28 protein-coding genes, 5 tRNA genes and 2 pseudogenes are annotated in these 25,742 nt (G+C 71.7%); 20 read left to right on the top strand and 15 right to left on the bottom strand.

Annotation, left to right across the window (positions count from 1 at the left end):
* Positions 1-56 precede the first annotated feature (56 nt).
* The 3 genes from BJF80_RS01400 (at position 57) to BJF80_RS01390 (ending at position 2,414) form a co-directional block, all read left to right on the top strand.
* Positions 57-380: a hypothetical protein gene (locus tag BJF80_RS01400; RefSeq protein WP_075810939.1), complete on the top strand. Its 324-nt coding sequence runs from the start codon at positions 57-59 to the stop codon at positions 378-380.
* Between the two features lie 37 nt (positions 381-417).
* A complete protein-coding gene (locus BJF80_RS17435; protein ID WP_083673389.1) occupies positions 418-795 on the top strand; it encodes a DUF4190 domain-containing protein in 378 nt (125 codons plus the stop codon).
* 146 nt (positions 796-941) lie between these two features.
* Positions 942-2,414, top strand: a complete 1,473-nt coding sequence (locus BJF80_RS01390; protein WP_075810938.1) for a serine hydrolase domain-containing protein — start codon at positions 942-944, stop codon at positions 2,412-2,414.
* A 66-nt stretch (positions 2,415-2,480) separates the two neighbouring features.
* Here BJF80_RS01390 and BJF80_RS01385 read toward each other — a convergent pair.
* Positions 2,481-2,567: transfer RNA gene (locus BJF80_RS01385), tRNA-Ser, on the bottom strand.
* 48 nt (positions 2,568-2,615) lie between these two features.
* Entirely contained in the window at positions 2,616-3,122 is a 507-nt protein-coding gene (locus BJF80_RS01380) for a nucleoside deaminase (RefSeq protein ID WP_075810937.1), read from the bottom strand.
* Positions 3,123-3,139: 17 nt separating this feature from the next.
* On the opposite strand from BJF80_RS01380, the gene upp reads away from it, so the two are divergent.
* The 4 genes from upp to BJF80_RS18055 all read left to right on the top strand — a co-directional run bounded on the left by upp (position 3,140) and on the right by BJF80_RS18055 (position 6,128).
* Positions 3,140-3,778: a uracil phosphoribosyltransferase gene (gene upp / locus BJF80_RS01375; protein WP_022925998.1), complete on the top strand. Its 639-nt coding sequence runs from the start codon at positions 3,140-3,142 to the stop codon at positions 3,776-3,778.
* A 3-nt stretch (positions 3,779-3,781) separates the two neighbouring features.
* Positions 3,782-4,972: a pyridoxal phosphate-dependent aminotransferase gene (locus BJF80_RS01370; RefSeq protein WP_075810936.1), complete on the top strand. Its 1,191-nt coding sequence runs from the start codon at positions 3,782-3,784 to the stop codon at positions 4,970-4,972.
* A 216-nt stretch (positions 4,973-5,188) separates the two neighbouring features.
* A complete protein-coding gene (locus BJF80_RS19005; RefSeq protein ID WP_022926000.1) occupies positions 5,189-5,359 on the top strand; it encodes a hypothetical protein in 171 nt (56 codons plus the stop codon).
* 16 nt (positions 5,360-5,375) lie between these two features.
* A complete protein-coding gene (locus tag BJF80_RS18055; protein ID WP_075810935.1) occupies positions 5,376-6,128 on the top strand; it encodes a PH domain-containing protein in 753 nt (250 codons plus the stop codon).
* 25 nt (positions 6,129-6,153) lie between these two features.
* On the opposite strand, the gene BJF80_RS01360 is transcribed toward BJF80_RS18055, so the two are convergent.
* Entirely contained in the window at positions 6,154-6,777 is a 624-nt protein-coding gene (locus tag BJF80_RS01360) for a YgjV family protein (protein WP_022926002.1), read from the bottom strand.
* A 49-nt stretch (positions 6,778-6,826) separates the two neighbouring features.
* Here BJF80_RS01360 and def point away from each other — a divergent pair, with 49 nt between their 5' ends.
* Both def and BJF80_RS01350 read left to right on the top strand, forming a co-directional pair.
* A complete protein-coding gene (def, locus tag BJF80_RS01355; RefSeq protein ID WP_075810934.1) occupies positions 6,827-7,396 on the top strand; it encodes a peptide deformylase in 570 nt (189 codons plus the stop codon).
* 12 nt (positions 7,397-7,408) lie between these two features.
* Entirely contained in the window at positions 7,409-8,341 is a 933-nt protein-coding gene (locus BJF80_RS01350; RefSeq protein WP_083673388.1) for an alpha/beta hydrolase family protein, read from the top strand.
* Positions 8,342-8,389: 48 nt separating this feature from the next.
* Here BJF80_RS01350 and BJF80_RS01345 read toward each other — a convergent pair whose 3' ends face one another.
* Complete coding sequence (locus BJF80_RS01345; protein ID WP_022926005.1) at positions 8,390-9,418, bottom strand: type IV toxin-antitoxin system AbiEi family antitoxin domain-containing protein; 1,029 nt, start codon at positions 9,416-9,418, stop codon at positions 8,390-8,392.
* Between the two features lie 202 nt (positions 9,419-9,620).
* Positions 9,621-11,027: a sugar porter family MFS transporter gene (locus tag BJF80_RS01340; protein ID WP_075810933.1), complete on the bottom strand. Its 1,407-nt coding sequence runs from the start codon at positions 11,025-11,027 to the stop codon at positions 9,621-9,623.
* A gap of 165 nt (positions 11,028-11,192) precedes the next feature.
* Here BJF80_RS01340 and BJF80_RS01335 point away from each other — a divergent pair, with 165 nt between their 5' ends.
* Both BJF80_RS01335 and BJF80_RS01330 read left to right on the top strand, forming a co-directional pair.
* Entirely contained in the window at positions 11,193-12,392 is a 1,200-nt protein-coding gene (locus tag BJF80_RS01335) for a pyridoxal phosphate-dependent aminotransferase (protein WP_075810932.1), read from the top strand.
* Entirely contained in the window at positions 12,389-13,351 is a 963-nt protein-coding gene (locus BJF80_RS01330; RefSeq protein WP_075810931.1) for a 2-hydroxyacid dehydrogenase, read from the top strand. Before BJF80_RS01335 ends, BJF80_RS01330 begins: the two co-directional genes overlap by 4 nt.
* Here BJF80_RS01330 and BJF80_RS01325 read toward each other — a convergent pair.
* Positions 13,337-14,173 carry an arsenate reductase/protein-tyrosine-phosphatase family protein gene (locus BJF80_RS01325; RefSeq protein WP_083673387.1) on the bottom strand — a complete coding sequence of 279 codons (837 nt, stop codon included), beginning with the start codon at positions 14,171-14,173 and terminating at the stop codon, positions 13,337-13,339. The two genes, BJF80_RS01330 and BJF80_RS01325, sit on opposite strands and share 15 nt — an antisense overlap.
* A 45-nt stretch (positions 14,174-14,218) precedes the next feature.
* Here BJF80_RS01325 and BJF80_RS01320 point away from each other — a divergent pair, with 45 nt between their 5' ends.
* A complete protein-coding gene (locus BJF80_RS01320) occupies positions 14,219-14,959 on the top strand; it encodes an aquaporin (protein WP_075810929.1) in 741 nt (246 codons plus the stop codon).
* A 285-nt stretch (positions 14,960-15,244) separates the two neighbouring features.
* A complete protein-coding gene (locus BJF80_RS01315) occupies positions 15,245-15,673 on the top strand; it encodes an arsenate reductase ArsC (RefSeq protein ID WP_075810928.1) in 429 nt (142 codons plus the stop codon).
* 65 nt (positions 15,674-15,738) lie between these two features.
* Here the strand turns inward: BJF80_RS01315 and BJF80_RS01310 are convergent.
* Positions 15,739-15,811: transfer RNA gene (locus BJF80_RS01310), tRNA-Arg, on the bottom strand.
* Positions 15,812-15,936: 125 nt separating this feature from the next.
* Between BJF80_RS01310 and BJF80_RS01305 the strand changes: the two genes are divergently transcribed.
* Complete coding sequence (locus BJF80_RS01305; protein ID WP_075810927.1) at positions 15,937-16,152, top strand: hypothetical protein; 216 nt, start codon at positions 15,937-15,939, stop codon at positions 16,150-16,152.
* A gap of 58 nt (positions 16,153-16,210) precedes the next feature.
* Here BJF80_RS01305 and BJF80_RS01300 read toward each other — a convergent pair.
* Positions 16,211-16,302 (bottom strand) — tRNA-Ser (locus tag BJF80_RS01300).
* Between the two features lie 578 nt (positions 16,303-16,880).
* A complete protein-coding gene (locus tag BJF80_RS01295; protein WP_075810926.1) occupies positions 16,881-17,132 on the bottom strand; it encodes a hypothetical protein in 252 nt (83 codons plus the stop codon).
* Here BJF80_RS01295 and BJF80_RS21740 point away from each other — a divergent pair.
* Together BJF80_RS21740 and BJF80_RS19155 are read left to right on the top strand one after the other, a co-directional pair.
* Positions 17,026-17,319 (top strand): annotated as a pseudogene (locus tag BJF80_RS21740) (LCP family protein); the annotation flags it as partial. The gene BJF80_RS01295 and the pseudogene BJF80_RS21740 overlap by 107 nt on opposite strands.
* A 112-nt stretch (positions 17,320-17,431) precedes the next feature.
* Positions 17,432-18,016, top strand: coding sequence for an LCP family protein (locus BJF80_RS19155; RefSeq protein ID WP_202817122.1), 585 nt, complete (start codon positions 17,432-17,434; stop codon positions 18,014-18,016).
* Positions 18,017-18,112: 96 nt separating this feature from the next.
* Here BJF80_RS19155 and BJF80_RS01285 read toward each other — a convergent pair whose 3' ends face one another.
* Positions 18,113-18,316 (bottom strand): cold-shock protein, encoded by a 204-nt coding sequence (locus BJF80_RS01285; RefSeq protein ID WP_075810924.1) that lies wholly within the window; start codon positions 18,314-18,316, stop codon positions 18,113-18,115.
* Between the two features lie 213 nt (positions 18,317-18,529).
* Here BJF80_RS01285 and BJF80_RS01280 point away from each other — a divergent pair.
* Together BJF80_RS01280 and BJF80_RS01275 are read left to right on the top strand one after the other, a co-directional pair.
* Positions 18,530-18,612 (top strand) — tRNA-Ser (locus tag BJF80_RS01280).
* 158 nt (positions 18,613-18,770) lie between these two features.
* Positions 18,771-19,118 carry a YtxH domain-containing protein gene (locus tag BJF80_RS01275; protein WP_075810973.1) on the top strand — a complete coding sequence of 116 codons (348 nt, stop codon included), beginning with the start codon at positions 18,771-18,773 and terminating at the stop codon, positions 19,116-19,118.
* A gap of 88 nt (positions 19,119-19,206) precedes the next feature.
* On the opposite strand, the pseudogene epsC reads toward BJF80_RS01275, so the two are convergent.
* Positions 19,207-19,835, bottom strand: a pseudogene (gene epsC, locus BJF80_RS01270) (serine O-acetyltransferase EpsC).
* The gene (gene cysK / locus BJF80_RS01265; RefSeq protein ID WP_075810923.1) at positions 19,832-20,767 is read right to left on the bottom strand and encodes a cysteine synthase A; all 936 of its coding nucleotides are present in this window, start codon (positions 20,765-20,767) and stop codon (positions 19,832-19,834) included. Before cysK ends, epsC begins: the two are co-directional and overlap by 4 nt.
* Before the next feature lie 129 nt (positions 20,768-20,896).
* Here cysK and BJF80_RS01260 point away from each other — a divergent pair, with 129 nt between their 5' ends.
* A complete protein-coding gene (locus BJF80_RS01260; RefSeq protein ID WP_075810922.1) occupies positions 20,897-23,218 on the top strand; it encodes a (Fe-S)-binding protein in 2,322 nt (773 codons plus the stop codon).
* A gap of 46 nt (positions 23,219-23,264) precedes the next feature.
* On the opposite strand, the gene dcd is transcribed toward BJF80_RS01260, so the two are convergent.
* The gene (gene dcd, locus BJF80_RS01255) at positions 23,265-23,846 is read right to left on the bottom strand and encodes a dCTP deaminase (protein ID WP_022926020.1); all 582 of its coding nucleotides are present in this window, start codon (positions 23,844-23,846) and stop codon (positions 23,265-23,267) included.
* Between the two features lie 81 nt (positions 23,847-23,927).
* Here dcd and BJF80_RS01250 point away from each other — a divergent pair.
* Positions 23,928-24,001 (top strand) — tRNA-Gly (locus BJF80_RS01250).
* 10 nt (positions 24,002-24,011) lie between these two features.
* Here the strand turns inward: BJF80_RS01250 and cutA are convergent.
* Positions 24,012-24,377: a divalent-cation tolerance protein CutA gene (gene cutA, locus BJF80_RS01245; RefSeq protein ID WP_075810921.1), complete on the bottom strand. Its 366-nt coding sequence runs from the start codon at positions 24,375-24,377 to the stop codon at positions 24,012-24,014.
* A gap of 22 nt (positions 24,378-24,399) precedes the next feature.
* Positions 24,400-25,722, bottom strand: coding sequence for an aminotransferase class III-fold pyridoxal phosphate-dependent enzyme (locus tag BJF80_RS01240; protein ID WP_075810920.1), 1,323 nt, complete (start codon positions 25,720-25,722; stop codon positions 24,400-24,402).
* Between the last annotated feature and the right edge of the window lie 20 nt (positions 25,723-25,742).

Here is a 25,742-nt window from a genome sequence, read left to right as displayed (position 1 = left end):
GGCGAGCCTGCCTGTGGACAACTTCTGCGGCCGAGGCCTCGCTCCTCCTAGCGTCGTTGCATGGAGCACCTTCAGCACCCGGCCCTGTCGGCGGAGCCACCAGCTTTCCCGGCCCCACCGGGCACCATCACCCCCGCGGCACGCTGGTCATCGTCCTCGGGGTCCTGGCGGTCGCCGGTGTCCCCGTCCTGGGACCGGTCGCCTGGTCCGTCGCCTCCCGCGCGCTGCGCGAGGCGGACTCCCAGCCCGGACCTGTGGTCAACCGGGGGCAGCTCGTCGCCGGTCGCACGATGGGCATGATCGGCACCGCCGCGCTGGCCCTGATCGTCGTGGTCTTCGTGGCGACCGTCGTCCTCGTGGTCTTGTTCGGCATCGAGTAGGGCGGCATACCGGCACGGCGGGCGTAGGGTGAGCGACATGTTCCGGTTCGAGCCACCTCCCGCGCCCCGCGCCGGTGGCGGGGCCGAGCGGGAGGACCCCTACGCCGCCTCGCCCCGGGCCGAGCAGGAGGCGGCGTCGCGCGATCCGTATGCCGTCGCCCCGGGAGCACCGTGGGGTCCTGTGGGCCACAACCACCACCCGCGCGGCACGACGGCGCTGGTGCTCGGGATCCTCAGCTGCTGCGGCGTGGCGCTGCTCGGCCCGATCGCCTGGGCGATGTCGCACTCCGCGATCCGGGAGTCCGACGCCTCCCCCTACCCCGTGACCAATCACGGGCAGCTCACCGCGGCTCGGATCCTCGGCATGGTCGGCACGGGGATGCTCGTGCTCGGCGCCTCTGGTTCGTCCTCATGATCAGCCTCGTCCTGTTGACGGGATAGCGCGCTGGTGATGGCCTGCTTTGCCTGACCAGCGCCGGGACCTGACCGGGGGTCAGCCCCCGTGCGGTTCGGGTGCTGACCCAGGGGCGCCCGCAGGCGTCGCTGCCTAGCGTCGACACCATGACCACGCGACCCGCGACGATCCTGCGCCCGCTCCTCGTCCTGCTCCTGCTCGCCGTCGCCGTAGCCGGCCTCGGCACCTCCCGGCCCGCTGCCGCGGCCACGGACGACCCGATGGCGGCATACCTCGACCGCTCCCCCGCGTCGGCGCTGGCGCTCGCGGTCGTGGACGACGGCGAGGTGACGGTCCGTGGTCACGGCGAGGACGCGCTCGGGGCCGCCGTCGACGGGAGCACGCCCTTCCGCATCGCCTCGATGTCCAAGTCGTTCACGGCCACCCTGGTGATGGTCCTGGTCGAGCAGGGCGAGGTCGACCTCGACGCACCGCTGACCGCGACGCTCCCCGAGTTCGCCATGGCCGACGAGCGTGCCGGGCAGATCACCCTGCGGATGCTGCTGGCGCACACCAGCGGGATCGGGGGCGGCAGCACCCGCGACCTCGGCCGCCCCGCGAGCGTCGACCCCGCCGTGCTGCTCGCCGACCTGCGGGACGAGACGTTGGCCGCCGACCCGGGCACCGAGCACGTCTACTCCAACACCGGGTATGCCCTCGCCGCCGCCGCGGTCGAGCGCGCCACCGGTCGGCCCTTCGACCAGGTGCTCCGCGAGGAGCTGCTGGCCCCGCTCGGGATGGACGCGACGACCGCCCTCACGGGCTGCGCCGACGCGGTCGACGGTCTGGGCAGCGGGCATACCGTGGTCTTCGGGCAAGTCGTGCCGTATCCCGAGCCCGACGACAACTGTGTCGGCTCCGGCGGGATGGTCAGCACCGCCGAGGACGTCGCGACCTGGCTGCAGTTCCAGGCGGGCGACGGGGGCACGCCCGGTGGCGAGCCGCTGCTGACCACCGAGGGTCTGCGCGAGCTGCACACGCCGCAGCCGGGCACGGAGGGGGTCGACGGCTTCGGTCTCGGCTGGTCCTTCGCCCAGGAGCAGGGGGTGGACCTCGTCGAGCACGGCGGCGCGCTGGTCACCTGGACCTCGCACATGGCCATCGTCGCGGACGAGCAGGGGCGGCCGACCGGCGACGCCGCGGTGGTCCTCACCGACACGGTCGGGACCCCCGGGATGCTGGCCCGCGCCCTGGCCGCCGAGGCGGCGGGGCAGCAGATCGAGGTCCCCGCGCAGCCGCTCGTGCGGCCGGCGACCGTCTTCGGGGCCGTGATCGTCCTGGTGCTGCTCCTCGGTGCGGTGGGCCTGCATCGCTCGCGCTCCTGGCCGCAGCGCCGCCGCCGGGTGGCGACCCGGGCGGCCGGACTCGCCTGGCCGACCGCCCTGGCGATCCTGTGCGCCCTCACCCCCGCGCTGCTGGCACGGTATGCCTTCGGCAGTCCGATGGGCCCGGTCACCTCCTGGCACTGGGGCGCCGGGGTGCTGCCGGAGGGTCTGCTGCTCGTCGCCCTGACCGGACTCGTGGCGGTGGGCCTGCTGGGCGCCCGGCTGGCCTCGCTCACCCGGTCGCGCGCGGCCTGATCGCGACGTGCGACGAGCCCCCGGACCGCGTGGTCCGGGGGCTCGTTGTGTCCCGCGGGACATGGGCGGTGGCGGTGGGATTTGAACCCACGGAGGACTTGCGCCCTCACACGCTTTCGAGGCGTGCTCCTTAGGCCGCTCGGACACGCCACCACCGATGAGGCTACCTGACGGGCAGGGGCCCGCCCAAAATCCTGAGCGTCAGCGCCTGCTCCCGAAGAAGCCGGTCAGGAGGCCGGCGCACTCATCCTCCAGCACGCCCCCGACGACCTCGGCACGGTGCAGCGCCCTCCGGTCCCGGGGCAGGTCCCACACCGATCCGCAGGCTCCCGCCTTGTCGTCCCAGGCGCCGAAGACGACGCGGTCGACGCGGGCCAGCAGAGCCGCCCCGGCGCACATCGCGCACGGTTCCAGGGTGACGACCAGGGAGCACCCGTCGAGCCGCCACGACCCGAGGGCGCGCCCGGCCTCGCGGAGCGCGACCACCTCCGCGTGCCCGGTCGGGTCGTGCTCCGCCTCCCGGACGTTGTGCCCCCGCCCGACGACCTCCCCCGTCGCGTCGACGACGAGGGCACCGATCGGGACGTCACCCGAGGTGTCGACACGCTGCGCCTCGGCGATCGCGAGACGCACCCACGCGGCATACCGGTCGAGTCCCCCAGCGGCGCCGGCGGGGCCGCCGGGCGAGGTGTCGGGCGCGTGGGTCACGTCCTAGAGTCTGGCGTATGCGCGTCCACCTCGCCGACCACCCGCTCATCGCCCACAAGCTGACCTACCTGCGCGACAAGCGGACCGACACCCCGACCTTCCGCCGGCTGGCCGACGAGCTCGTCACGCTGCTCGCCTACGAGGCGACCCGGGAGGTGCGGGTCTCGCCGTTCCAGATCGAGACCCCGGTCGCCGCGACGACCGGCATCCACCTGGCGACGCCCAAGCCGCTGGTCGTCCCCATCCTGCGCGCGGGCCTGGGCATGCTCGACGGGATGATGCGCATGCTGCCGACGGCGGAGGTCGGCTTCCTCGGGATGGTTCGCAACGAGGAGACGCTGGAGGCGCACACCTACGCCAACCGGCTCCCGGACGACCTCGACAAGCGGCAGTGCTACGTGCTCGACCCGATGCTCGCGACCGGTGGCACCCTGATCGCGGCGATCCGTTACCTCGCCGAGCGCGGCGCCGACGACATCACCGCGATCACCCTGCTCTCCGCCCCCGAGGGGATCGAGAAGGTCCAGGCCGGGCTCGCCGACGTCGAGCCGCCGATCACGCTGGTCACCGGTGCGATCGACGAGCGGCTCAACGAGCAGGGCTACATCGTGCCCGGCCTCGGTGACGCGGGCGACCGCCTCTACGGCGTCGTCTGAGGTATGCCTTCCGACCGGTCCTCGCGGCCCCGCGTCTCGGCGCGGTCGGCCGTCGAGCCGTTCCACGTCATGGAGGTGCTCAAGGCTGCGGCGGCCCGGCAGCGCAGCCACGGTGACGTCCTCATGCTCTGCGCCGGGCAGCCCTCGACCCCCGCCCCCGCCGTGGCCCGGGAGGCCGCGATCCGGGCCCTGGACTCCGACGTGCTGGGCTACACCGAGTCCAGCGGCATCCTCCCGCTGCGCGAGGCGATCGCCCGGCACCACCGGGACGCCGCCGGGATCGAGGTCTCGCCGGACGACGTCGTCGTCTTCCCCGGCAGCTCGGGCGCCTTCACCGCGCTCTTCCTCGCCGCCTTCGACGTGGGCGACCAGGTGGCGATGACGCGGCCCGGCTACCCGGCATACCGCAACAGCCTGGCCGCGCTGGGCTGCGAGGTGGTCGAGCTCGACTGCGGGCCGGACACCCGCTTCCAGCCGACCGTCGAGATGCTCGAGGCGCTGCCCGCGCCGCCCGCGGGGCTGATCGTGGCCTCCCCCGCCAACCCGACGGGCACGGTCGTCGACCCCGACGTGCTGCGCGAGCTGGCCGCGTGGTGCGAGGAGCACGGGACGCTGCTGGTGAGCGACGAGATCTACCACGGGCTCAGCTACGGGCGACCGACCACGAGCGCGTGGGCGACCTCACGCGCCGGGGTGGTCGTCGGGTCGGTGAGCAAGTACTTCTCCATGACCGGCTGGCGGGTCGGCTGGCTGCTCGCTCCCCCGGCGCTGCGGCGACCGCTGGAGGTGCTCACCGGCAACCTCAACATCTGCCCGCCCGCGATCGGCCAGCACGCGGCGGCCGCGGCGCTCGGCGAGGGCGCGCGGGCGGAGCTCGACGGGCACCGCGAGCGGTATGCCGCGAACCGCGACCTGCTGCTGCGCCGCCTGCCCGAGATCGGCCTGCGCGACTACGCCCCGCCGGACGGTGCCTTCTACGCGTGGTGCGACATCGGGCACCTCACGCAGGACTCGGTCACCTGGTGCCGGGACCTGCTGGACGACTGCGGCGTCGCGCTCACGCCGGGTGTGGACTTCGACACGGTGGCGGGGCACCGCAAGGTCCGGCTCAGCTTCGCCGGGTCGACGGCCGAGGTGGACGAGGCCCTCGACCGGATGGCCGCCTCGCCGTTGCTGCGACCCACCACCTCCTGACACCCCTCCCCACCGAGCGCCGCGAATGGTTGGTCACTACCCCACCGCGGTATACCGTCGCGCCAGCTCGCGCTCCCCGACGCCCGGTCGGGCGGGGCGACACGCGCGCGGGGGCGAGAATCGGCATACCCCGCCACATCTGCCACACTGACAACAGGTCCGTGTCCACCCGCGCACTCGCCCGCTCGTCCACCCGTCCAGCGAAAGGCACCTGACATGCCGTCCACGGTCAAGAAGGTCCTGCACTGGCTGGTGTGGGGCTTCCTCATCTACGCGGTGATCACCAACCCCGACCGCGCCGCCGACATCGTGCGCGCCGTGTGGGACATCATCAGTCAGGGCTTCCTCAACATCGGCCGGTTCTTCAACCAGCTGATGGGGACCTGACACCCGAGGCCACGCCATGCCTGCCGCCCCGCCGCAGGTCAGCCGGCGCGTCGCCAAGCGCTACCTGCTGGCCGACGAGCAGGTCGTCGTCTCCACCCGCTGGCACTGGGCCAAGCTCGTGCGCCCCGCCGCGGCGGTGCTCATCGCGCTCTTCCTCACCCTGTGGGTCGCGGCAGCGGTGACCGACCCCGCCGCTATCGGGTTCGCGCTGTGCGTGCTGGCGGTCGTGTGCGCCTGGGCCGCCTGGCAGGTGCTGGAGTGGCGCTGCGAGTGGTTCATCGCGACCGACCGCCGGCTGCTCAAGACCTACGGCCTCATCACGCAGCGGGTCGCGATGATGCCGCTGGTCAAGGTCACCGACATGAGCTACGACCGGACCATCCTCGGGCGCCTGCTCGGCTACGGCCGCTTCGTCATGGAGTCCGCGGGCCAGGACCAGGCCCTCAGCCACATCGACTACATCCCGGAGCCGGACGAGAAGTACCAGGCGATGTGCGAGACCATCTTCGGCCGCGACGTCCGCGACCCGGGTGAGGACGAGGAGGCCTGGGAGGAGCCGGAGGAGCGGTATGCCCGTGGCCGGGGCGACGACCCGACGGGGCCTCGGCCGAGCATCACCCGGTCGCGCGGCACCAGCAGCCGGTGGGAGGCGGTCGACCGTCGCGACCTCCCCCGGGACTGGGACTGGGTGGACGACGAGGCTCGGGGCGGCCGTGCCGCGACCCGTCGCCGCGTGGCCGTCGACCCGGACCCCACCCCGCTGCGCTGACCGGCAGCGGCCGACGCCGTCGGAGTCAGGCCGGCTGCGGGACGTCGAGCACCCACCTGTCCTCGGTCGGGCGGAAGCCGATCCGCTCGTAGTAGGGGTGCTGCATCCCCGCCGGCGAGAGCACCCGGCTGAAGCCGCGTCGCGCGAACAGACCGGACCGGCGGTAGACGAACTCGCCCGGCGAGAAGTCGCGGTGGCTCGGCGTGACCCAGTCCAGGACGACCTCGGCGGTGCCCTCACCCGCGTCCCGCGCCAGCACGACGCCCACCGTCTCGTCACCGCGGAGCACGAGGAAGGCCGAGCGCTGTGCCTCCGGGTCGTGGACGAAGCCCGGGTTGTGCTCGGCGATGTCGTCAGCGTGGACCGTGAGCACGTGACCGAGGTAGGTGTCGTCCGGCTCCACCTCGAGCACGGTGTAGCTCGCCGCGTCGTGCCGGGTCCGCAGCATCCGCCACAGGTAGACGATGTTGATGACCGCCAGCACCACGTTGAGCCCCACCATCGGCCACACGCCGACGGCGGCGTTGTAGCCGATGAGCACGACGCACCCCACGAGATTGATCCAGCGCAGCCGCAGCACCCGCGTCTGCAGCAGCGACACCACCAGGATGGCCGAGCCGACCCAGCCGACGATCTCGATCCAGTTCATGACGGGCAGGGTAACGGGCAGGCCCGGGGCATACCTAGAATCTGCTCCCATGGCAGTCCGACCCATCACCGTCATCGGCCACAAGGCCCTGCACGCGCCGACCAAGAAGGTGCGGGAGATCACCGACGAGCTGCGCACCCTCGTCGACGACATGTTCGACACCATGGCCGCCGCCGAGGGGGTCGGCCTGGCGGCGAACCAGGTCGGGGTCCGGCTGCGGCTCTTCGTCTACGACTGCCCGGTGCCCGGCGCCGACAACGCCCGGGGCGTCATCGTCAACCCCGCGCTGGAGCGGCTCGGGACGCCAGGGCCGCTGGACGAGGAGGACGACGGCGAGGGCTGCCTGTCCGTGCCCGGCGAGTGGTTCCCGCTCGCCCGGCACCCGCGGGCCCGGGTCACCGGCACCGACCTCGACGGCCAGGAGATCGTCGTCGAGGGCGAGGGACTGCTCGCGCGCTGCCTGCAGCACGAGACCGACCACCTCGACGGCTACCTCTACGTCGACAAGCTCACCGGGCCGGTCAAGGCGCAGGCCCGGGAGGCGGTCAAGGACCGTGGCTGGAACGTCGACGGCATCCTCAAGTGGGATCCCTCGGCGACCACCGCCGACGAGGTCTGAGACCGCCTGGGTATGCCCCGCACGGTGCGCCTGCGGCGACGGGCGCTGCTGGCGCTCGCGGGTGCCGGTGCCCTCGCGGCCTGCTCAAGGGCAGACGAGGGGCCTGACGAGGGTGGTGGCCCCGATGACGGGCGGAGGAGCGCGACCGGGCCGCCGGCCGAGCAGGGCAGCGAGGAGAGCGGGATGAGCAGCGAGCCTGTCACAGAGGCGGGCGCCGGGTCGGCCACCGAGCGGATCAGCTACGGCGACCACCCGTCCCAGTGGGTGGAGCGCCGTGTCCCCTCGGGTGCGAGCCGGGGCACGGTCGTCGTCATCCACGGAGGTTTCTGGCGGGCCGCGTATGCTGCGGACCTCGGCACCCCGCTCGCGGAGGACCTGACCGCGCGCGGCTGGACGACGCTCAACGTGGAGTACCGCCGGGTCGGGGACGGCGGGGGCTTCCCACAGACCTTCGACGACATCCACGCCGCCGTCGAGCTCGCGGACGGTGAGGGGCCGGTCATCACGCTGGGGCACTCAGCGGGTGGGCACCTCGCGACCTGGGCCGCAGGTCGGCTGCAGACCGGGCAGTGGTCCGGGCGGGTCCAGGTGACCCACGTGGTGTCGCAGGCCGGGGTGCTCGACCTCACGGCGGCATACCAGGACCGGCTCGGCGGGGGTGCGGTTGGAGACCTGCTCTCCGCCACCCCCGACGACCCGCTCTACGACGTCGCCGACCCGCAGCGCATGCTGCCGCTCGACGCGCCCGTCCGGGCCCTGCACGCACCGGACGACGAGCAGGTCCCGATCAGCCAGTCAGAGCGCTACGTCGCCGCGGCCCGTGAGGCCGGGGCCGACGCCGAGCTGGTCGAGGTCACCGGCGGTCACTTCGACCTCATCGAGGTCGGCTCGGACGCCTGGGCCGCCGTCGCGGCGGTCCTCGACGGCATCGCTCCTGCCCGCTGACTTTCGCCCGTCACTTCTACGCAGAAGGTGTTCCTCGGGCGTGATGCATCATGCCCGAGGAACACCTTCTGCGTAGGAGTGGAGCAGCAGCCCGTCCCACGTGGCCCCGGTGCGGCGCCGGTGCGCGTCCACGACGCCCGCCATCCGCCCCGGCGGGCGCTGCACGCTGCGCGCGGCCAGCTCCACGACCGCGCGGATCCGGGCCAGGTCGTCCAGGTCGGCCCACACGAGTCGGGCCATCCCATAACCCAGCCGCCGGATGTCGTCCTCGCGGCGCTTCTCGCGGACGAGGGCTGCCCGGCCCTCCGCACCGTCGTACTTGAGCGCGCCGTCGACCTCGACGACCACCCCGAGATCGGGCAGCAGGAAATCGACCCGGGCGACGAAGGCACCGTCCTGCTCGCGGAGGACGACCTGCGGGATCACCCGGTAGCCCAGCGACAGCAGCCGCAGCCTGGCCTTGGACTCGGCAGCCGACTCCGCCGTCGGGCTCGCGCTCGCGACGACGTGCCGGGCCACCGAAAGGTGCGGGGTGCGCCGCAGACGGTCCACCCAGCCTGACATCTCCTCGACGGTCGCGAGATCCAGCCGCAGCGCGGCGTCGGCGACGCAGACCCCGGCATCGGAGCCGGCCTCCAACGCCGTGCCGACGACCGCCAGGGCTGGGGTCACCACGGGGTGCCCGCCTACGAGCCCGAAGGCGTCCTGTCGACCGGGGCAGGCGTGCAGCGTGAGACCTGGATGACTCCGGGTGGCCGCGGTCCCCGAGGTACGGGTGAGGTGCACTCGGGTCAGCGCGCTGGTGAGCACCGGGAGCCGCCACAGCAGGGCACCGCTCTGGTGGCTCGCCGCCACGCTCGGGCGCGCGCGGCACAGCGCGAGGACAGTACGGCGCGCCTCGATCAGGCGGTCGTGGGACGGCTCGGCATAGGCGCCGCGCCCCACCCGTCGGAGCACACGTCGGGTGACGAGGGACCGGAGTCCGTTGGGGCCTACGCCGAGGCGGCGTGCCTCCTGGGCGGTGATGACGCCTTCGTGCGCGGCGAGGAAGCCAGTGAGGCGTGCGAGCTCGTCCATACCGACGAGCCTGCGACCGCCGTCCGGCGGCCGCCACGGCCGCGGAGAGATCTGTGGACGCCGGACCCGACCCGCCTGTCGTGTGTACAACTCGCTCGGCCCAACACCCACGCAGAACGTGTTCCGCTACGGGGATGCATCACACCCGAGGAACACCTTCTGCGTAGGAGTCGGTCCCGCGACCCGCTGACCGGCCCCGCGCTCAGTCCATGTCCTCCAGCTCGCGCCCGTTGGTCTCGGGGACGAACTTCAGCACGAAGAAGAAGCTCAGCAGCGCGAAGAGGGTGTAGAAGCCGTAGGCGAAGCCCAGGCCCAGCTCGGCCATGCGCGGGAAGCTCGTGGAGATGGCGAAGTTGGCCAGCCACTGGGCCGCCGCCGCGACACCCAGCGCCGTGGCCCGGATCCTGTTGTTGAACATCTCGCCCAGCAGCACCCAGACGCCCGGGCCCCACGACATACCGAAGAAGACCACGAAGCCGTTGGCCGCGATGAGCGCCACCAGACCGGTGCTGTCCCCGAGCTGCGGGGACCCGTCCACGATCGGCGCGTTGGCGAAGATCCACGCCATCGTGCCGAGCGTGAGGAACATCCCGGCCGAGCCGATCATGAGCAGCACCCGCCGCCCGATCTTGTCGATGAGCGCGATCGCGACGATGGTCACGACGATGTTGGTCACCGAGGTGATGACGGTCTGGGTGAGCGCGTCCTCCTCGGTGAAGCCGACCGCCTGCCACAGCGTCGAGGAGTAGTAGAAGATGACGTTGATCCCGACGAACTGCTGGAAGACCGACAGCCCGATGCCGATCCACACGATCGGCAGCAGCCCGCCGCCGGACTTCACCAGGTCGGACAGCGAGGCCTTGGCGTCGCGGCGCACGGTGCGCTGGATCTCCTTGATCCGCTCCGGTATGCCCCGCAGCATCACGCGCCCCAGCACCTCGCGGGCCTCGTCCAGCTTGCCGAGGGTCACCAGGTAGCGCGGCGACTCGGGGATGGTCGTGGCGAGGACGCCGTAGGCCAGGGCCGGGATGATCTCGGCCCAGAACATCCAGCGCCACGCGGTGCTGCCCCAGAGCGCCTCGGCAGACCCGCCGGCGACCCCCGCGAGGAAGTAGTCGGAGAGCAGCGCGATGAAGATGCCGACGACGATCGCGAGCTGCTGCAGCGAGCCGAGCCGACCACGGATCGAGGCCGGCGCGATCTCGGCGATGTAGGCCGGCGCGATGACCGAGGCCATCCCCACGCCGATGCCGCCGATCACGCGCCACAGGATCATGTCCACCGGCCCGAAGGCGAAGCCGGAGCCGATCGCCGAGAGGGTGAACAGCGCCGAGGCGAGCATCATCACGCGGATGCGCCCCATCCGCTCCGCCAGGCGACCGGCGACGTAGGCGCCGACCATGCAGCCGAGCAGTGCCGAGCTGACGACGAAACCGGTCAGCCCGGCCCCCATCCCGAAGTCGTTGCGCATCGCGTTGACCGCGCCGTTGATGACGGCGGTGTCGAAGCCGAAGAGGAAGCCGCCGAGCGCCGCGACGGACGCGAGCAGGATGGCCTTACCGAGGTAGTAGTCGCGCTCGCCCACCTGGACCTGTGGTTGCTGGCTCATGTGTCCACCCTCCTGCCGCACCCCGTTGACGCAGCGTCAGGGCACAGTGTGCAACGTGGGCCTCCGTTTCACCAGCGGACGCGCGGTACCGTGGTCCAGCCCGCCGCCGCTCTCCGCCCGGCGGGCACGACTCGGCACTCGACACTCGACACAAGGACGTGGGGTATGCGGCTCGCGAGCAGACTGGACAACCTCGGCACCGAGACCGCGTTCGCGGTCGCGGCGGCGGCCGCCGACTGGAAGGCGCAGGGCCACGAGGTCTTCCCCTTCCACCTCGGCGACCTCGACTTCCCGCTGGCCGACCACATCGTCGAGGCGATGAACGCCGCGATCGCGGACGGGAGGACCGGCTACTGCCCGGGACCGGGCATACCGGAGCTGCGGACGGCCCTCGCCGACGACATCGGCTCCCGCCGCGGCATGACCGTCGCCCCCGAGGACGTCACCGTGATGACCGGCGGCAAACCGGTGATCACCAAGTTCCTCCAGGCGGTGATGAACCCGGGCGACGAGGTGCTCTACCCCAACCCGGGCTTCCCGATCTACGAGTCCCAGATCGAGTACCTCGGCGGCGTCGCCCGGCCCTACCGCTACCTCCCGACCGACGACGGCTTCCGCATCGACCTGGACCAGGTGCGCGACGCCATCACCGAACGGACCGTCGCCATCATCTACAACGACCTGCAGAACCCGATCTCCGCGGAGTCCACCGACGCCGAGCGGGAGGCGGTCGCCGCGCTCGCCCAGGAGCACGACCTCTGGGTGCTCTCCGACGAGGCCTACTTCGAGATGCGCTACGAGGGCGAGTCGACGTCGATCGCGAGCCTGCCGGGGATGGCCGAGCGCACCTGCATCCTCTACACCTTCTCCAAGAAGTTCGCGATGACCGGATCGCGGCTCGGGTGCGCGGTCGCCCCGACCGAGCTCGGGAAGGTCTTCTCGACCATGAACACCAACGACGAGTCGTGCACCACCCACTACGTCCAGTGGGCCGGGATCGCGGCGCTCCAGGGCACGCAGCAGCCGGTCGCCGACATGCTCGACACGTTGCGCGGGCGACGGGACGCCGCGTGCGAGATCGTCAACGGCACGCCCGGTATGTCGGTGGAGACGCCGCGCTCGACGTTCTACCTCTTCCCCGATGTGACCGAGGCGATCCAGATCGTCGGGGCGGACGGGCTCACGGACTTCGCGCAGCAGGCGCTGCACGCGACCGGCGTGAGCTTCTGCACCCGCAACCACTTCGGCCGGCCGCAGCCGGGCGAGGACCGCAGCTACATCCGGTTCGCCTACTCCGGGCTGTCCGAGGACAAGATCCGGCGCGGCCTCGGTGGGCTGCGCGACTGGGTCGGGAGCCACGCGTGAGCCGGGTCGTCGTCACCGGGAGGATCCCCAAGCCGGGACTGGACATCCTGCGCCGCGCCGGCCACGAGGTCGACGCCTGGGAGGGCGAGGACACGCAGCCACGGGAGTCGGTGCTGGAGCACGTGCATGGCGCCGACGCGCTGCTCACGCTGCTGACCGAGAAGGTCGACGCCGAGCTGCTCGACGCCGCCGGGGACCAGTTGCAGGTCGTCGCCAACGTCGCGGTGGGCTACAACAACGTCGACGTCGAGGTATGCCGGGAGCGCGGCGTCGTCGCGACCAACACCCCGGGGGTGCTCACCGAGGCGACGGCCGACATCGCGATGGGGTTGATCCTCATGGCGACGCGGCGCCTGGGCGAGGGCGAGCGGATCATCCGCAGCGGCACCCCGTGGCAGTGGGGCATGTTCTACCTCCTCGGCTCCGGGCTGCAGCGCAAGACGCTGGGCGTCGTCGGCCTCGGGGGGATCGGGGCTGCGGTCGCACGCAGGGCGCGTGCCTTCGGGATGAACGTCATCTACTCCTCTCGCTCGCAGGCCGCGCGCGAGCTGGAGCTCGAGCTCGGCGCCCACCGCGTCGACATGGACACGCTGCTCGCCGAGTCGGACGTGCTGAGCCTGCACTGCCCCTACTCCCCCGCCACCCACCACCTGATCAGCCACGACCAGCTCGCCGCGATGAAGCCGACGGCATACCTCGTCAACACCGCCCGCGGGCCGGTCATCGACGAGGCCGCGCTGGTCGAGGCCCTGCGCAGCGGGCAGATCGCCGGTGCCGGGCTGGACGTCTTCGAGGACGAGCCGGACGTGCACCCCGGCCTCCTGGACTGCGAGAACGCCGTGCTCGTGCCCCACCTGGGCTCCGCCACGATCGAGACGCGCACCGCGATGGCCACGCTGGCAGCGGACAACGCCGTCGCCGTGCTGGCCGGCGAGGAGCCGCCCTCACCCATCCGCTGAGGTGGGCGGACGGCATACCGCGCGGCCGCGGTGCCCGAGGGTGACTGGCGCCGGCCCCGCCCCCGGGTAGAACTTGAGCAAAATTGTCGAGCCGGGACAACGCAATAACCAGCGTCTCGGGCTGACTTCTCTGCTCAGGTTGCCCGCGCCCGGGGTGAGCGCGGGGACGAGGGCAGCGACCCGGGCGGCGAGGTCGTCGTGGGCCTCGTCGAAGGCGCGGGCGGTGCCCACCTGGACCGGGTCCGGCACGGACCAGTGGACGGCGTCCGCGCCGCCGAGCTCCTCGTGCGCCCGGTCGCACACGGTGACGACGAGGTCGCCCGGCGTCAGCAGCCCGTCGACCTGCCGCGGCTCGACCTCCGGCAGCTCCAGGTCGTGCCTTCGCGCGGCGGCGAGTGCACCCGGCGCGATGCGCTCCCCCGGGTGCGTCCCGGCCGACACCGTGTCCACGGTGGTGGCCGCGCGCCACAGCGCCGCGGCGAGATGCGAGCGGGCCGTGTTGGCGGTGCACACGAAGACCACGCGCTCGGCGGTGCCGAGGTCCGGCGCGGCAGGCGCCTCTCCCGGCGGCCCCCCGACGAGCGAGACGTAGGTCCGGCGGCCGTCGCCCTCCGAGCGGTGCCGGCGCACCAGCCCGGCGTCCTCGAGCACCCTGAGGTGGTGCGCGAGCAGGTTGGACGAGAGGCCGAGACCCCTGCCGAGAGCCGAGACCGCACGGTCGGAGAGTGCCAGCGCGTCGACGATCCGCAGCCGGGTCGCGTCCGCCAGCGCCGCGTGCCGTCGCACCCGACGCTCCAGCTCGGAACTTTGCTCAATGTTCATTGCCTCAATCTTGACTGAGCAATCAGGGTCCGTCAAGATGCGGTCGTGACCACCCCTCCTCTCCCCCGACGCCTCCTCGCCGAGGGCATCGGCACCGCGCTGCTCGTCACCACCGTCGTCGGCTCCGGGATCATGGCCCAGCAGCTCTCCCCCGACGACGTCGGGCTCCAGCTGCTGCAGAACTCCACCGCGACCGTCCTTGGGCTCTCGGTCCTCATCCTCGTCCTGGGCCCGGTGTCCGGCGCCCACTTCAACCCGGTGGTGACGCTCGCCGCGTGGTTCCTCGGGCGCCGGGACGGCTCCGGCCCGACCGCGACAGAAGGCATGGCGTACGCGGTCACCCAGGTCGTCGGCGGCATCGCGGGCTGCGTGCTCGCCAACCTCATGTTCGCCGTCCCGACGGCGCTGTCGACGACCGACCGGGCGACCGGTCCGCACCTGCTCGCCGAGGTCGTCGCGACCGCCGGGCTGGTGGGGCTCATCTTCGGGTTGCTGCGAGCGGGCCGCAAGGCCGTCGTCGCCCCCGCGGTCGGCGCCTACATCGGCGCCGCCTACTGGTTCACCAGCTCCACCTCCTTCGCGAACCCGGCGGTCACCGTCGGTCGCATCTTCTCCGACACCTTCGCCGGGATCGCCCCGGTCTCCGCGCCTGGCTTCGTCCTGGCCCAGGTCGTCGGCGCAGCGATCGGTGTGGCGGCCGTCCTCGCCCTCTTTCCCACCCCGAGGGAGTCCACGCCCATCGCCGTTCCCGACGAGCCCACATCCACCGCGGAGGCAGCAGGATGACCCCGACCCCCCTGACCGACGCCGACCGTCGCGTGCACGTGCGGTCCGCCGGCTCCGCACCGACGGGCGAGATCAACCCCCTCGTCGTCGACGTCCTGGCCGAGCGCGGGATCAGCCTCGGCACGGCATACCCCAAACCACCGCGAGATCCGCGACGACATCCAGGGGCGGGTGACGACCTTGTTGCGCCAGATCCTGGGCTGACCAGAGCGCAGCCCCGTACCCACGTCGTCCGACCACCCTGACTCACCCTCCCGTCGAGATCCGCACCCCGAGGAGATCAGCATGACCGAGACCACCGACAGTCGTCCTTCCGTCCTCTACGTCTGCGTCCACAACGCCGGCCGCTCCCAGATGGCCGCGGCCTACACCCACCACCTGTCCCGTGGCGCGGTCGAGGTCCGTTCGGCCGGCTCCGCGCCGGCGGACGAGGTCAACCCCGCGGTCCTGGAGGCGCTGCTCGAGGAGGGGATCGACATCTCGGCGCAGACCCCGAAGGTGCTCACCGCCGAGGCGGTCCAGGCCTCCGACGTCGTCGTCACCATGGGCTGCGGCGACGCCTGCCCGATCTTCCCCGGCAAGCGCTACGAGGACTGGGCGCTGGCGGACCCGGCCGGGCGAGGCGTCGAGGCGGTCCGGCCGATCCGCGACGAGATCCGGTCTCGGGTGAGCGGGATGCTGCGCGAGCTCGGGGTGGAGCCGGTCGAGGGCTGAGCCACGGACATGGCGAAGGCCCCCACCGCAGCCGGTGGGGGCCTTCGTCCATCTCTCGACCAGAGCGCGCCCGAAGGGATTCGAACCCCTAACCTTCTGATCCGTAGTCAGATGCTCTATCCGTTGAGCTACGGGCGCTGGCGAACGCCAACTCTAACGGATCGCCGTGGGCGGCTCCTAATCCGTGGACCGGGCACTCGCGGTGGTGCTCGGCGGTGCGGGGTGGCAGGCTGACCTTCCCTGGATCGAGGAGGTCGTGCACGATGAGCATCACCCCGGGCGAGGAGCCCCGAGGCCGCACCGACGAGCCCATGCTGGCCGAGGAGCCGCTGCCCCCGGGCAACGGGGACATCGAGGCCAAGGTGGAGGAGCTGGACAAGAAGCTGCGGGCGTCGGGGTCGGACGAGGCCGCCGAGGCGCAGGACTCCAAGGAGCAGCCGGACGAGACGTCCGAGGGCGAGGAGGAGGACGTCTCCTGAGCGGGCGCAGACGCACAGAACCCCCGGGGCAGCGGCTCCGGGGGTTCTGGGTGTTCGGCGGAGGTGGAGGGATTTGAACCCTCGATCGGGCTATAAACCCGAAACCCGCTTAGCAGGCGGGCGCCATAGACCAGACTAGGCGACACCTCCACGGCGTGGATCAGGTTACCTGTCACCTCCGGCACGGCCAAACACGCCTCTCCCAGCCCGTCACCAGCCTGGACTGGTAGGAGAGTATGGTTCCCGACGACCTGAAAGGCCCCACGCATGTCCGACAGCCGCGGCACCTCCGAGCGCGGGTCCGGTGCACCCGCATCGCGCTCGGAGTGGCTCTCCCGGCAGTCGTGGGCGGACCCGAGCCTGCGCCGCTCGCTCGGCCTCACCACCCTGAGCGCCGTGGTGCCCGGCTCCGGGCTCCTGGGGACCCCGCGACGCCGGCTGGGCCTGGTGATCGTCGCGCTCGCCCTGGTCGCACTGCTCGTCGTCGGCGGGTATGCCCTGACCAACGGCCTGACCACGACCGCGCTGCAGACCGCCGCCGACACCGGGCGGCTCCGGGCCATCGCGGTCGTGCTCGTCCTCGGGACCCTGGTCTGGGTGAGCGGTATCGCGCTGACCGCGCTGTCCTCGGCACCACGTCGGCCCACCTCGGGCGGCCGCGCCGCGCTCGTGACGCTCACCGCGGTGCTGTGCCTGGCGGTGACGGCCCCGGCGGTCTTCGGGGTGCGCTACATCACCGCCCACGTGGACGCTGTCGACAAGGTCTTCAGCTCCGGCGGCGTCGTCGGCGGGAGCGGCGGCGGGGCCACGCCCACGTCGGTGGTCGGTGACGACCCCGACGACCCGTGGAAGGACCTCCCGCGGGTCAACGTCATGCTGCTCGGCTCCGATGGCTCAGACGCCCGCGAGGGGACGCGCACCGACACGATGATCGTCGCGAGCATCGACACCGAGACCGGGGACAGCGTGCTGTTCTCCATCCCCCGCAACCTGCAGCGGATCCCGCTCCCCCGGGACAACCCGCTCCACCGCGTCCACGGACCGGTCTACGACTGCGGCGACCAGTGCCTGATGAACAGCATCTGGACCGAGGCCGAGGCCACCGCCGAGGAGCACCCGGAGTGGTATGCCGACGACCCGACGCCGGGGCAGACGGCGACCCGCGAGGTGCTCTCTGGCATCCTCGGCATACCGATCCACCACACGGTGATCGTCAACATGGAGGCTTCGCCGACCTGGTGGACGCCATGGGCGGGGTCTCGTCAACGTCCAGGAGCGGATCCCGATCGGCGGGCGGACCTTCACCGACGCCAACGGCACCCTGCAGCTGGACCAGACCTCGGACTACGAGTGGCTGGAGGCGGGCTCGCACCGGCTCGACGGGCCCCAGGCGTTGGCCTACTCCCGCTCCCGGGTGACCTCCGACGACTTCTCCCGGATGCGGCGGCAGCGCTGCATGGTGGCGGCGGTCGTCGACCAGGTCGAGCCGATGACGATGCTGCAGCGCTACCCCCAGATCATCGGGGCGGTGGGCGACAACGTCGTGACCGACCTGCCGCAGGAGGACCTCGACGAGTGGGCAGGGCTGGTGCTGCAGGTGCAGGGGGCGACGATGAGCAGCCTTCCCTTCACCGGCGCCAACATCGACACCGTCGACCCCAACTACTCCCAGATCCGCGCGCGTGTCTACGAGGCGCTCAACCCCACGCCGGCCCCGGAGCCCCCGCCCGAGGAGGCCACCGCCACCAACGCGCCGGAGGACGAGGCGCAGGAGACCACCGAGGCACCCCCGGAGGAAGCTGCGGCGACCACCTCGGAGGAGCCCACCGACGAGCTCGAGGACGTCGGGGCGGTCTGCGGCTGATCGGCACGACCCACCGCGGTCGATCGAGGTATGCGGAAGGCCCCCGCCACCTGATGGTGACGGGGGCCTTCGCGGAAGCTCTAGGAGCGGCCTACCTCAGATCGGGCGAACAGCGTCCGCCTGCGGCCCCTTGGGGCTCTGGGTGACGTCGAACTCGACCCGCTGGGCCTCCTCGAGCGTCCGGTAGCCGTTGGTCTCGATGGCCGAGTAGTGGACGAACACGTCGGGGCCACCGCCATCCTGAGCGATGAAGCCGAAGCCCTTCTCCGCGTTGAACCACTTCACGGTTCCCTGTGCCATGGGCGATCTTCTTTCTGCTGTGCTTGTGCATGTGCAACCGCCCGCAGGGCGCGGACGGTGGTGGTGGTGAACCCCCCAGCTCACTCGCGAGAAGATACAACGCCAACCAGGTCCCCACGCTATCAGCCGCACAGCCCGGACGTGGCATCGCGCCACCGTGCGATGATGGGCACTGCCAGGTCCGGCTTCCCCGCACCGGAGCCGCCCCGGCCTGGAGGGTTCGCATAGTGGCCTAGTGCAGGCGCCTTGAAAGCGCCCGAGGGAGACCTCCGTGGGTTCGAATCCCACACCCTCCGCCGATGTGTCGCGCGGACGACGTACGCTCCACCGCCACCGCAGACGGGGCTGTCGGTCCCGGCGACCCGAGCGCGCGAGGCGCTGACCCAGCCCGCCGACGGGGCGAGGCGGCTGTATGGTCGGGGACGAACGCACGACCATCACGAAGGAGTCAACGATGCGCAACAAGCTGATGCTGCTCGTCGGTGCGGCCGCAGGCTACGTCCTGGGGGCGCGTGCCGGGCGCGAGCGCTACGACCAGATCGCCGACCAGGCCAACAAGGCCTGGAGCAACCCCAAGGTCCAGGAGACCGTCGAGCAGGTCAAGGCCAAGGCCCCCGAGATCGGCCAGAAGGTCAGCGACCAGGCCCGCGGGAAGGCCGAGGAGGTCAAGTCCCGCGTGAGCGGCCACGAGACCACCGGCACCGACGGGTCCTACGAGAACCGCACCGGCAGCCTGGACGGCGACGGCGGGGCGACCGTCGACACCACCGGCTTCGGCCCGGGTGGCGAGAAGCTGCCCTGACGCCCGCCCGAGCACGACGAAGGCCCACCTCCGGTCCGGAGGTGGGCCTTCGGCATACCCGGTGATCCCGCGGTGTACCGGTCTTCGCTCAGATCCAGATCGCCGGGTCGTCGTAGAGCGCCTGCTGCGGGTCGCTGCCGGGCTCGGGACGCCGCACCGAGGCGGGGATGCCGGTCGCGACGGCCATGGACGGCACGTCCTTGGTGACCACCGCGTTGGCGCCGACCTGGGCCCCGTGACCGACGGCGATGTCACCCAGGATCTTCGCCCCGGCGCCCACGGTGACGCCGTCGCCCAGGGTCGGGTGCCGCTTGATCGTCGGGTCGAGCGAGCGCCCGCCCAGGGTCACGCCGTGGTAGAGCATGACGTCGTCGCCGATCTCGGCGGTCTCGCCGATGACGACACCCATGCCGTGGTCCACGAAGAAGCGCCGTCCGATGCTCGCCCCCGGGTGGATCTCCACCCCGGTCGCCGACCGCGCCGCCTGCGAGAGCAGCCGGGCGGCAGTCGCAGGCCGGCCCCCCACATCGCGTGGCTGGCGCGGTGCACCCACAGGGCGTGCAGCCCGGGCGAGGCGAGGGCCATCTCGACCCGGCTGCTCGTCGCCGGGTCACGCTCTATCGCGGCGTCGAGGTCCTCCCGCGCCGAGGCCACGGCCCGCCGCAGGGCACCTGCCCCGCGGCGTGCGTGCTCGCTGAGCCGGTGGACCATGCTCAGTCCCGCAGGCCCTCGAAGAGCACGGTGGACAGGTAGCGCTCGCCGAAGGAGGGGATGATCACGACGATGGTCTTGCCGGCGTTCTCCGGCCGCTTCGCGACCTCGAGGGCACCCCAGACGTTGGCGCCGGAGGAGATGCCGGCGAGCACGCCCTCCTCGGTGGCCAGCGAGCGGGCCACGCGCAGGGCATCATCGAGCTGCACGTCGACGACCTCGTCGTAGAGGTCGGTGTCGAGGATCTCCGGCACGAAGTTGGCGCCCAGGCCCTGGATCTTGTGCGGTCCGGGCTGGCCACCGGTGAGGATCGGGCTGTCGGCGGGCTCGACGACGACCAGGCCGACGTCCGGCTTCTGCTCCCGCAGGTAGCGACCGGCGCCGGTGATCGTGCCGCCGGTGCCGACGCCGGCGACGAAGATGTCGACGGTCCCGTCGGTGTCCTCCCAGACCTCCGGCCCGGTCGTCTCGTAGTGGACCTTGATGTTGGCCGGGTTGGCGAACTGCCGGGCGCGGACGGCCCCGCGCTCGGCGGCGATCTCGTCGGCCTTGGCCACGGCGCCCTTCATGCCCTCCGGGCCCGGGGTGAGGACCAGCTCGGCGCCGTAGGCGCGCAGCAGGGCACGGCGCTCCAGGCTCATCGTCTCCGGCATGGCCAGCACGACGTGGTAGCCCCGGGCGGCGCCGACCATCGCCAGCGCGATGCCGGTGTTGCCGGACGTGCCCTCGGCGATGGTGCCGCCGGGCTTCAGCTCACCGGCCTCGACGGCGGCATCGATGATCGAGGCACCGATGCGGTCCTTCACGGAGGCGGCCGGGTTCTGGGACTCCATCTTGAGCAGGACCTGCGTCCCCTCGGGGAGCCCCTCTGCGAGACGGTTGAGCCGGACCAGCGGGGTCCCGCCGATGGCCTGGGTGATGTCGTCGTGAACGCGCACGGGATGGTGCCTTTCGTCGGGGCGTGGTGCTCTCTCGGCTTGTTATACATCGAGCAACACCACGTTATTCCATGGGATGGCACGCGCACCACGCCGCACGACGTCGGCGGGGGAGTCTAGGCTTCGGTCATGTCGTTCGGAGTGCTGCAGGTCCTCGCCATCGTCGTCGCGGGCCTGGTGACCCTGGCCGCGGTCGCGTTGTTCGTGCGCACGATCGCCGGTTTCGTCGAGCAGTTCCGCCTCGGGCAGCCCACGCAGCGCGCCGACGAGCCCGGCGCGCGGACGGTGACGCTGCTCCGTGAGGTGCTCGGGCATACCCGGATGGGTCGCAAGCCATGGGTGGCGGTCGCGCACTGGATCGTCATGGTCTCCTTCGGCCTGCTCTTCCTCACCCTGGTGCAGGCCTACGGTCAGCTGGTCGACCCGCACTTCGTCCTGCCCCTCATCGGCCACTTCTGGCCCTACGAGTGGCTGACCGAGCTCTTCGGCTGGGGCGCCGTCGTCGGTATCGTCGCGCTCATCGTCGTGCGGCAGCGGCAGCACCCGCGCCGCCTGGGCCGCCGGTCCCGCTTCTGGGGCTCGACCTTCTGGCAGGCGTACGTCGTCGAGCTGGTCATCCTCGGTGTCGGGCTGTGCATCGTGGCGCTGCGCGCCCTGGAGTATGCCCTCGGCCGGGTCACCGGCGAGGCCTGGGCCACGGCGCTGCACTTCCCGCTCACCGCGTGGATCGGGACGCTCCTCGACGGCCTCGCGGTCGACACCCTCGAGGGCGCGATTATCGGGGTGGCACTGCTCAAGATCCTCATCTCCATGGCCTGGATGATCATCATCGCGCGCACCCCCACGATGGGCGTCGCCTGGCACCGGTTCCTCGCCTTCTTCAACATCTGGTTCAAGCGGCACCCCGACGGCCGTACCTCGCTGGGGGCCGTGCAGCCGATCGCGGTCGGTGGCGAGCCGGTCGATTTCGAGAACATCGAGGACCTCGACGAGGACGCCGCGCTCGGCGTCGGCAAGGTCGAGGACTTCACCTGGAAGGGCCTGCTCGACTTCTCCACCTGCACCGAGTGCGGCCGCTGCCAGGAGCAGTGCCCGGCCTGGCACACCGAGAAGCCGCTGTCGCCGAAGATGCTCGTCACGAGCCTGCGCGACCAGCACCACGCCGTCGCGCCCTGGCTGCTCGCCGGGCAGGAGCACCGGGACGCCGCCGCCCAGGCGCTGGAGGCCGCGGGAGGTGCGGACGCGGACGGGCTCCCCGAGGAGCTGCACGGCATACCGACCAGCGCGGTCATCGCCGCCCAGCGGCCGCTCGTCGGCGAGACCGAGGGAGACCCGACCGTGCCCGACGGTGGCGGCGTCATCGACCCCGACGTCCTGTGGTCGTGCACCACCTGCGGCGCCTGCGTGGAGCAGTGCCCGGTCGACATCGAGCACGTCGACGCCATCGTCGACATGCGCCGCTACCAGAACCTCATCGAGTCGGCCTTCCCCCACGAGCTGGGCGGACTGTTCAAGAACCTCGAGAACAAGGGCAACCCCTGGGGCATGAACGCCCGGCTGCGGATGGACTGGGACAAGGACCTCGACTTCGACATCCCCATCGTGGGCGAGGACCTCGAGAGCCTCGCCGAGATGGACTACCTCTTCTGGGTCGGCTGCGCCGGCGCCTTCGAGGACCGGGCCAAGAAGACCACCCGCGCGGTCGCCGAGCTGCTGCACACCGCCGGGGTGAGCTTCGCCGTGCTCGGCGACGGTGAGAGCTGCACCGGCGACCCGGCCCGGCGCAGCGGCAACGAGTTCCTCTTCCAGATGCTCGCGATGCAGAACGTCGAGGTGCTCAACGAGGTCGGTGCGACGAAGATCGTCGTCACCTGCGCGCACTGCTTCAACACGCTGAAGAACGAGTACCCCCAGGTGGGTGGCCAGTTCGAGGTCGTCCACCACACCCAGCTGCTCAACCGGCTGGTGCGCGAGAAGCGGCTGACGCCGGTCTCCCGTCCGGACACCGCCGACACCTCCGGCGTCGCCTCCACCGCCGGCACGGTGACCTACCACGACCCGTGCTACCTCGGGCGCCACAACCAGGTGTATGCCCCGCCCCGCGAGCTGCTCGGCGCGCTGCCCGGGGTGGAGCTCACCGAGATGCCCCGGCACGCCGAGAAGTCTTTCTGCTGCGGCGCCGGCGGTGCCCGCATGTGGATGGAGGAGAAGCTCGGGACGCGCATCAACCTCAACCGCACCGAGGAGGCGCTGGGCACCGGCGCGGACCGGATCGCGATCGGCTGCCCGTTCTGCCGGGTGATGCTCTCCGACGGGCTCACGCAGAAGCAGGCCGAGGGCACCGGCGAGCAGGTCGAGGTGGTCGACGTCGCCCAGATGCTGCTCGCCGCGGTGCGTCGGGGCGAGAGCCCGGAGCCGGCCGAGGCCGCGGACAGCGAGCCGGTCGCCTAGCACCGGCCGCCGGCCGCCGGCCGCCGGCCGCCGCAGACCGGCGGCGTCAGCGGCGGACGTCGACGCGGGTGAAGTTGGACCACGACCGGCTGGCGGTCGGACCCCGCTGGCCCTGGTAGTGGCTGCCCTTGGCCGAGCTGCCGTAGGGATGCTCGGAGGCCGAGCTGAGCCGGAAGAAGCACAGCTGACCGATCTTCATCCCGGGGTGGAGCACGATCGGGAGGGTCGCCACGTTGGACAGCTCGAGGGTCACGTGGCCGGTGAAACCCGGGTCCACGAAGCCCGCCGTGGCGTGCGTCAGCAGGCCCAGTCGCCCCAGCGACGACTTGCCCTCGACCCGCGCGGCGATGTCGTCGGGGAGAGAGACCTCCTCGTAGGTGGACCCGAGCACGAACTCGCCGGGGTGCAGCACGAAGCTCTCCTGCGGCTCGACCTCGACCAGACGGGTCAGGTCCGGCTGCTCCTGCGCCGGGTCGATGACCGCGTACTTGTGGTTGTCGAAGAGCCGGAAGAAGCGGTCCAGGCGGATGTCCACGCTCGAGGGCTGGACCATCTGCGGGTCCCACGGGTCCAGCCGGACCCGTCCGGCGTCGACGGCGGCGAGGATGTCGCGATCGGAGAGCAGCACGCCGACACCCTAACCGGGGCGGCTTTGGTGAGCGCCAGCAGCGATGGTTATCATGGCTGCGCCCTCGTGATCGAGGGCGCTGCGGGCGTAGTTCAATGGTAGAACATCAGCTTCCCAAGCTGAATACGCGAGTTCGATTCTCGTCGCCCGCTCCATCCCGTCGGCTCAGCCGGTGGACTCCAGGCCCCACCCGGCCTGGTCACGGCCCTGCAGGTGGTCGGTGATCCAGTCGACGTACTCCCCCAAGGCAGAGGTCACCGGCACCGCCAACACCTCCGGCACCTCGTAGCCGTGCAGGGACTTCGTCGCCTCGACGAGGTCGTCGAAGTTCCCCTCGGTGGTCTTCGCCAGCAGCAGCCACTCCTTGCTCTCGTGGACCTGGCTGCGCCAGCTGTAGACGGAGGTCATCGGGCCCAGGATCTGCACGCAGCCCGCCAGCCGGCGGCCGACGAGCTCCTCGGAGATGTTCTTGGCCGACTCCTTGGTGGGCACGCTGATGCGTACCTCGATCAGCTGTGGTCGTTCCTTCATGTCGCTCATCTCGTCACGGGGGTCACGGGATCGCGTCCGCCAGCGCGTCCGCGAGGATCCCGACGCCACGATCGGCGTCCTCGTGGCTGATCACGCACGGCGGCACGAGATGCACACGGTTGGCGACGATCAGCGGCCACATCCCCCGCTTCACACAGCCTGCCTGCACCGCCTTCATCGTCTCACCACCGGCCGGTCGGCGCGAGTCTTGGTCCGAGACCAGCTCCACGGCCCAGAAGACTCCCAGCCCACGCACGTCCCCCACCAGCGGATTCGTGCCCAGCAGCGCGGTCGCCGCGGGGCCGAGGCTGCGCTCGCCCACCTCCGCGGCGTGCTCCACGACCCCCTCGTCGCGCATGATCTCGATCGCTGCCAGCGCCGAGGCGGTCGCGAGCGCGTGGCCTGAGTAGGTCAGCCCCCCGGGCAGCGGTCGCTCGTCGAAGGTCGCCGCCACCTCGTCGGAGACGATCACGCCGCCGAGCGGGACATACCCGGAGTTCACGCCCTTGGCGAAGGTCACCAGGTCGGGGCGGACGCCCCAGTGGTCGACGGCGAGCCAGGCCCCGGTGCGGCCGAACCCGCACATCACCTCGTCCAGGATCAGCAGGATGCCCAGCTCGTCGCACAGCGCCCGCACCCCCTCCAGATAGCCCGGCGGCGGCACGAGGATGCCGTTGGACCCGACCACCGTCTCCAGGATGATGGCGGCGACCTGGTGCGTCCCCTCCGCCTCGACGGTGTGCCGCAGGTGGGCGAGCGCGCGCTCGCTCTCCTCCTGCGGCGTGCTCGCGTGGAACTCGCTGCGGTAGAGGTGCGGGCCCCAGAAGTGGGCGACGCCGGGCATACCCGGCTCGGCGCCCCAGCGGCGCGGCTCCCCGGTGAGCGTGATCGCCCCCGCGGTCGCGCCGTGGTAGCTGCGGTAGGCCGCCAGGATCTTGTGCCGGCCGGTGTGCGCCCGCGCCATCCGCAGCGCGTTCTCGTTGGCCTCCGCACCGCCGTTGGTGAAGAAGACCTTGCTCAACCCCTCCGGGGCCACGCCGGCGATGGCGGCGGCGGCGCGCGCCCGGCTCTCCTGCGCGAAGGAGGGCGCCACGGTCGTGAGTCCTCCGGCGGCCTCGGCGATCGCCGCGGACAGCCGTGGGTGCTGGTAGCCGATGTTGACGTTGACCAGCTGCGAGGTGAAGTCGAGGAAGCGGCGCCCCTGGTGGTCCCAGAAGTAGGCGCCCTCTCCCCCGGCCAGCGGCAGCGGGTCGATCGCGGCCTGCGCCGACCAGGAGGTCAGGACGTGCGCCCGGGAGAGCTCCCGGATGCGCGCCTCGCGGGTCGGGTCGGGTGAAATCGTCATACACGAAACTGTAGGGGACC

Source organism: Serinicoccus sp. CUA-874 (genome assembly GCF_001942225.1).
GTDB classification, from domain to species: Bacteria; Actinomycetota; Actinomycetes; order Actinomycetales; family Dermatophilaceae; genus Ornithinicoccus; species Ornithinicoccus marinus.
Note: the sequence above shows the minus strand (reverse complement) of the source record. Positions and strands in the feature narration are given on the sequence as shown.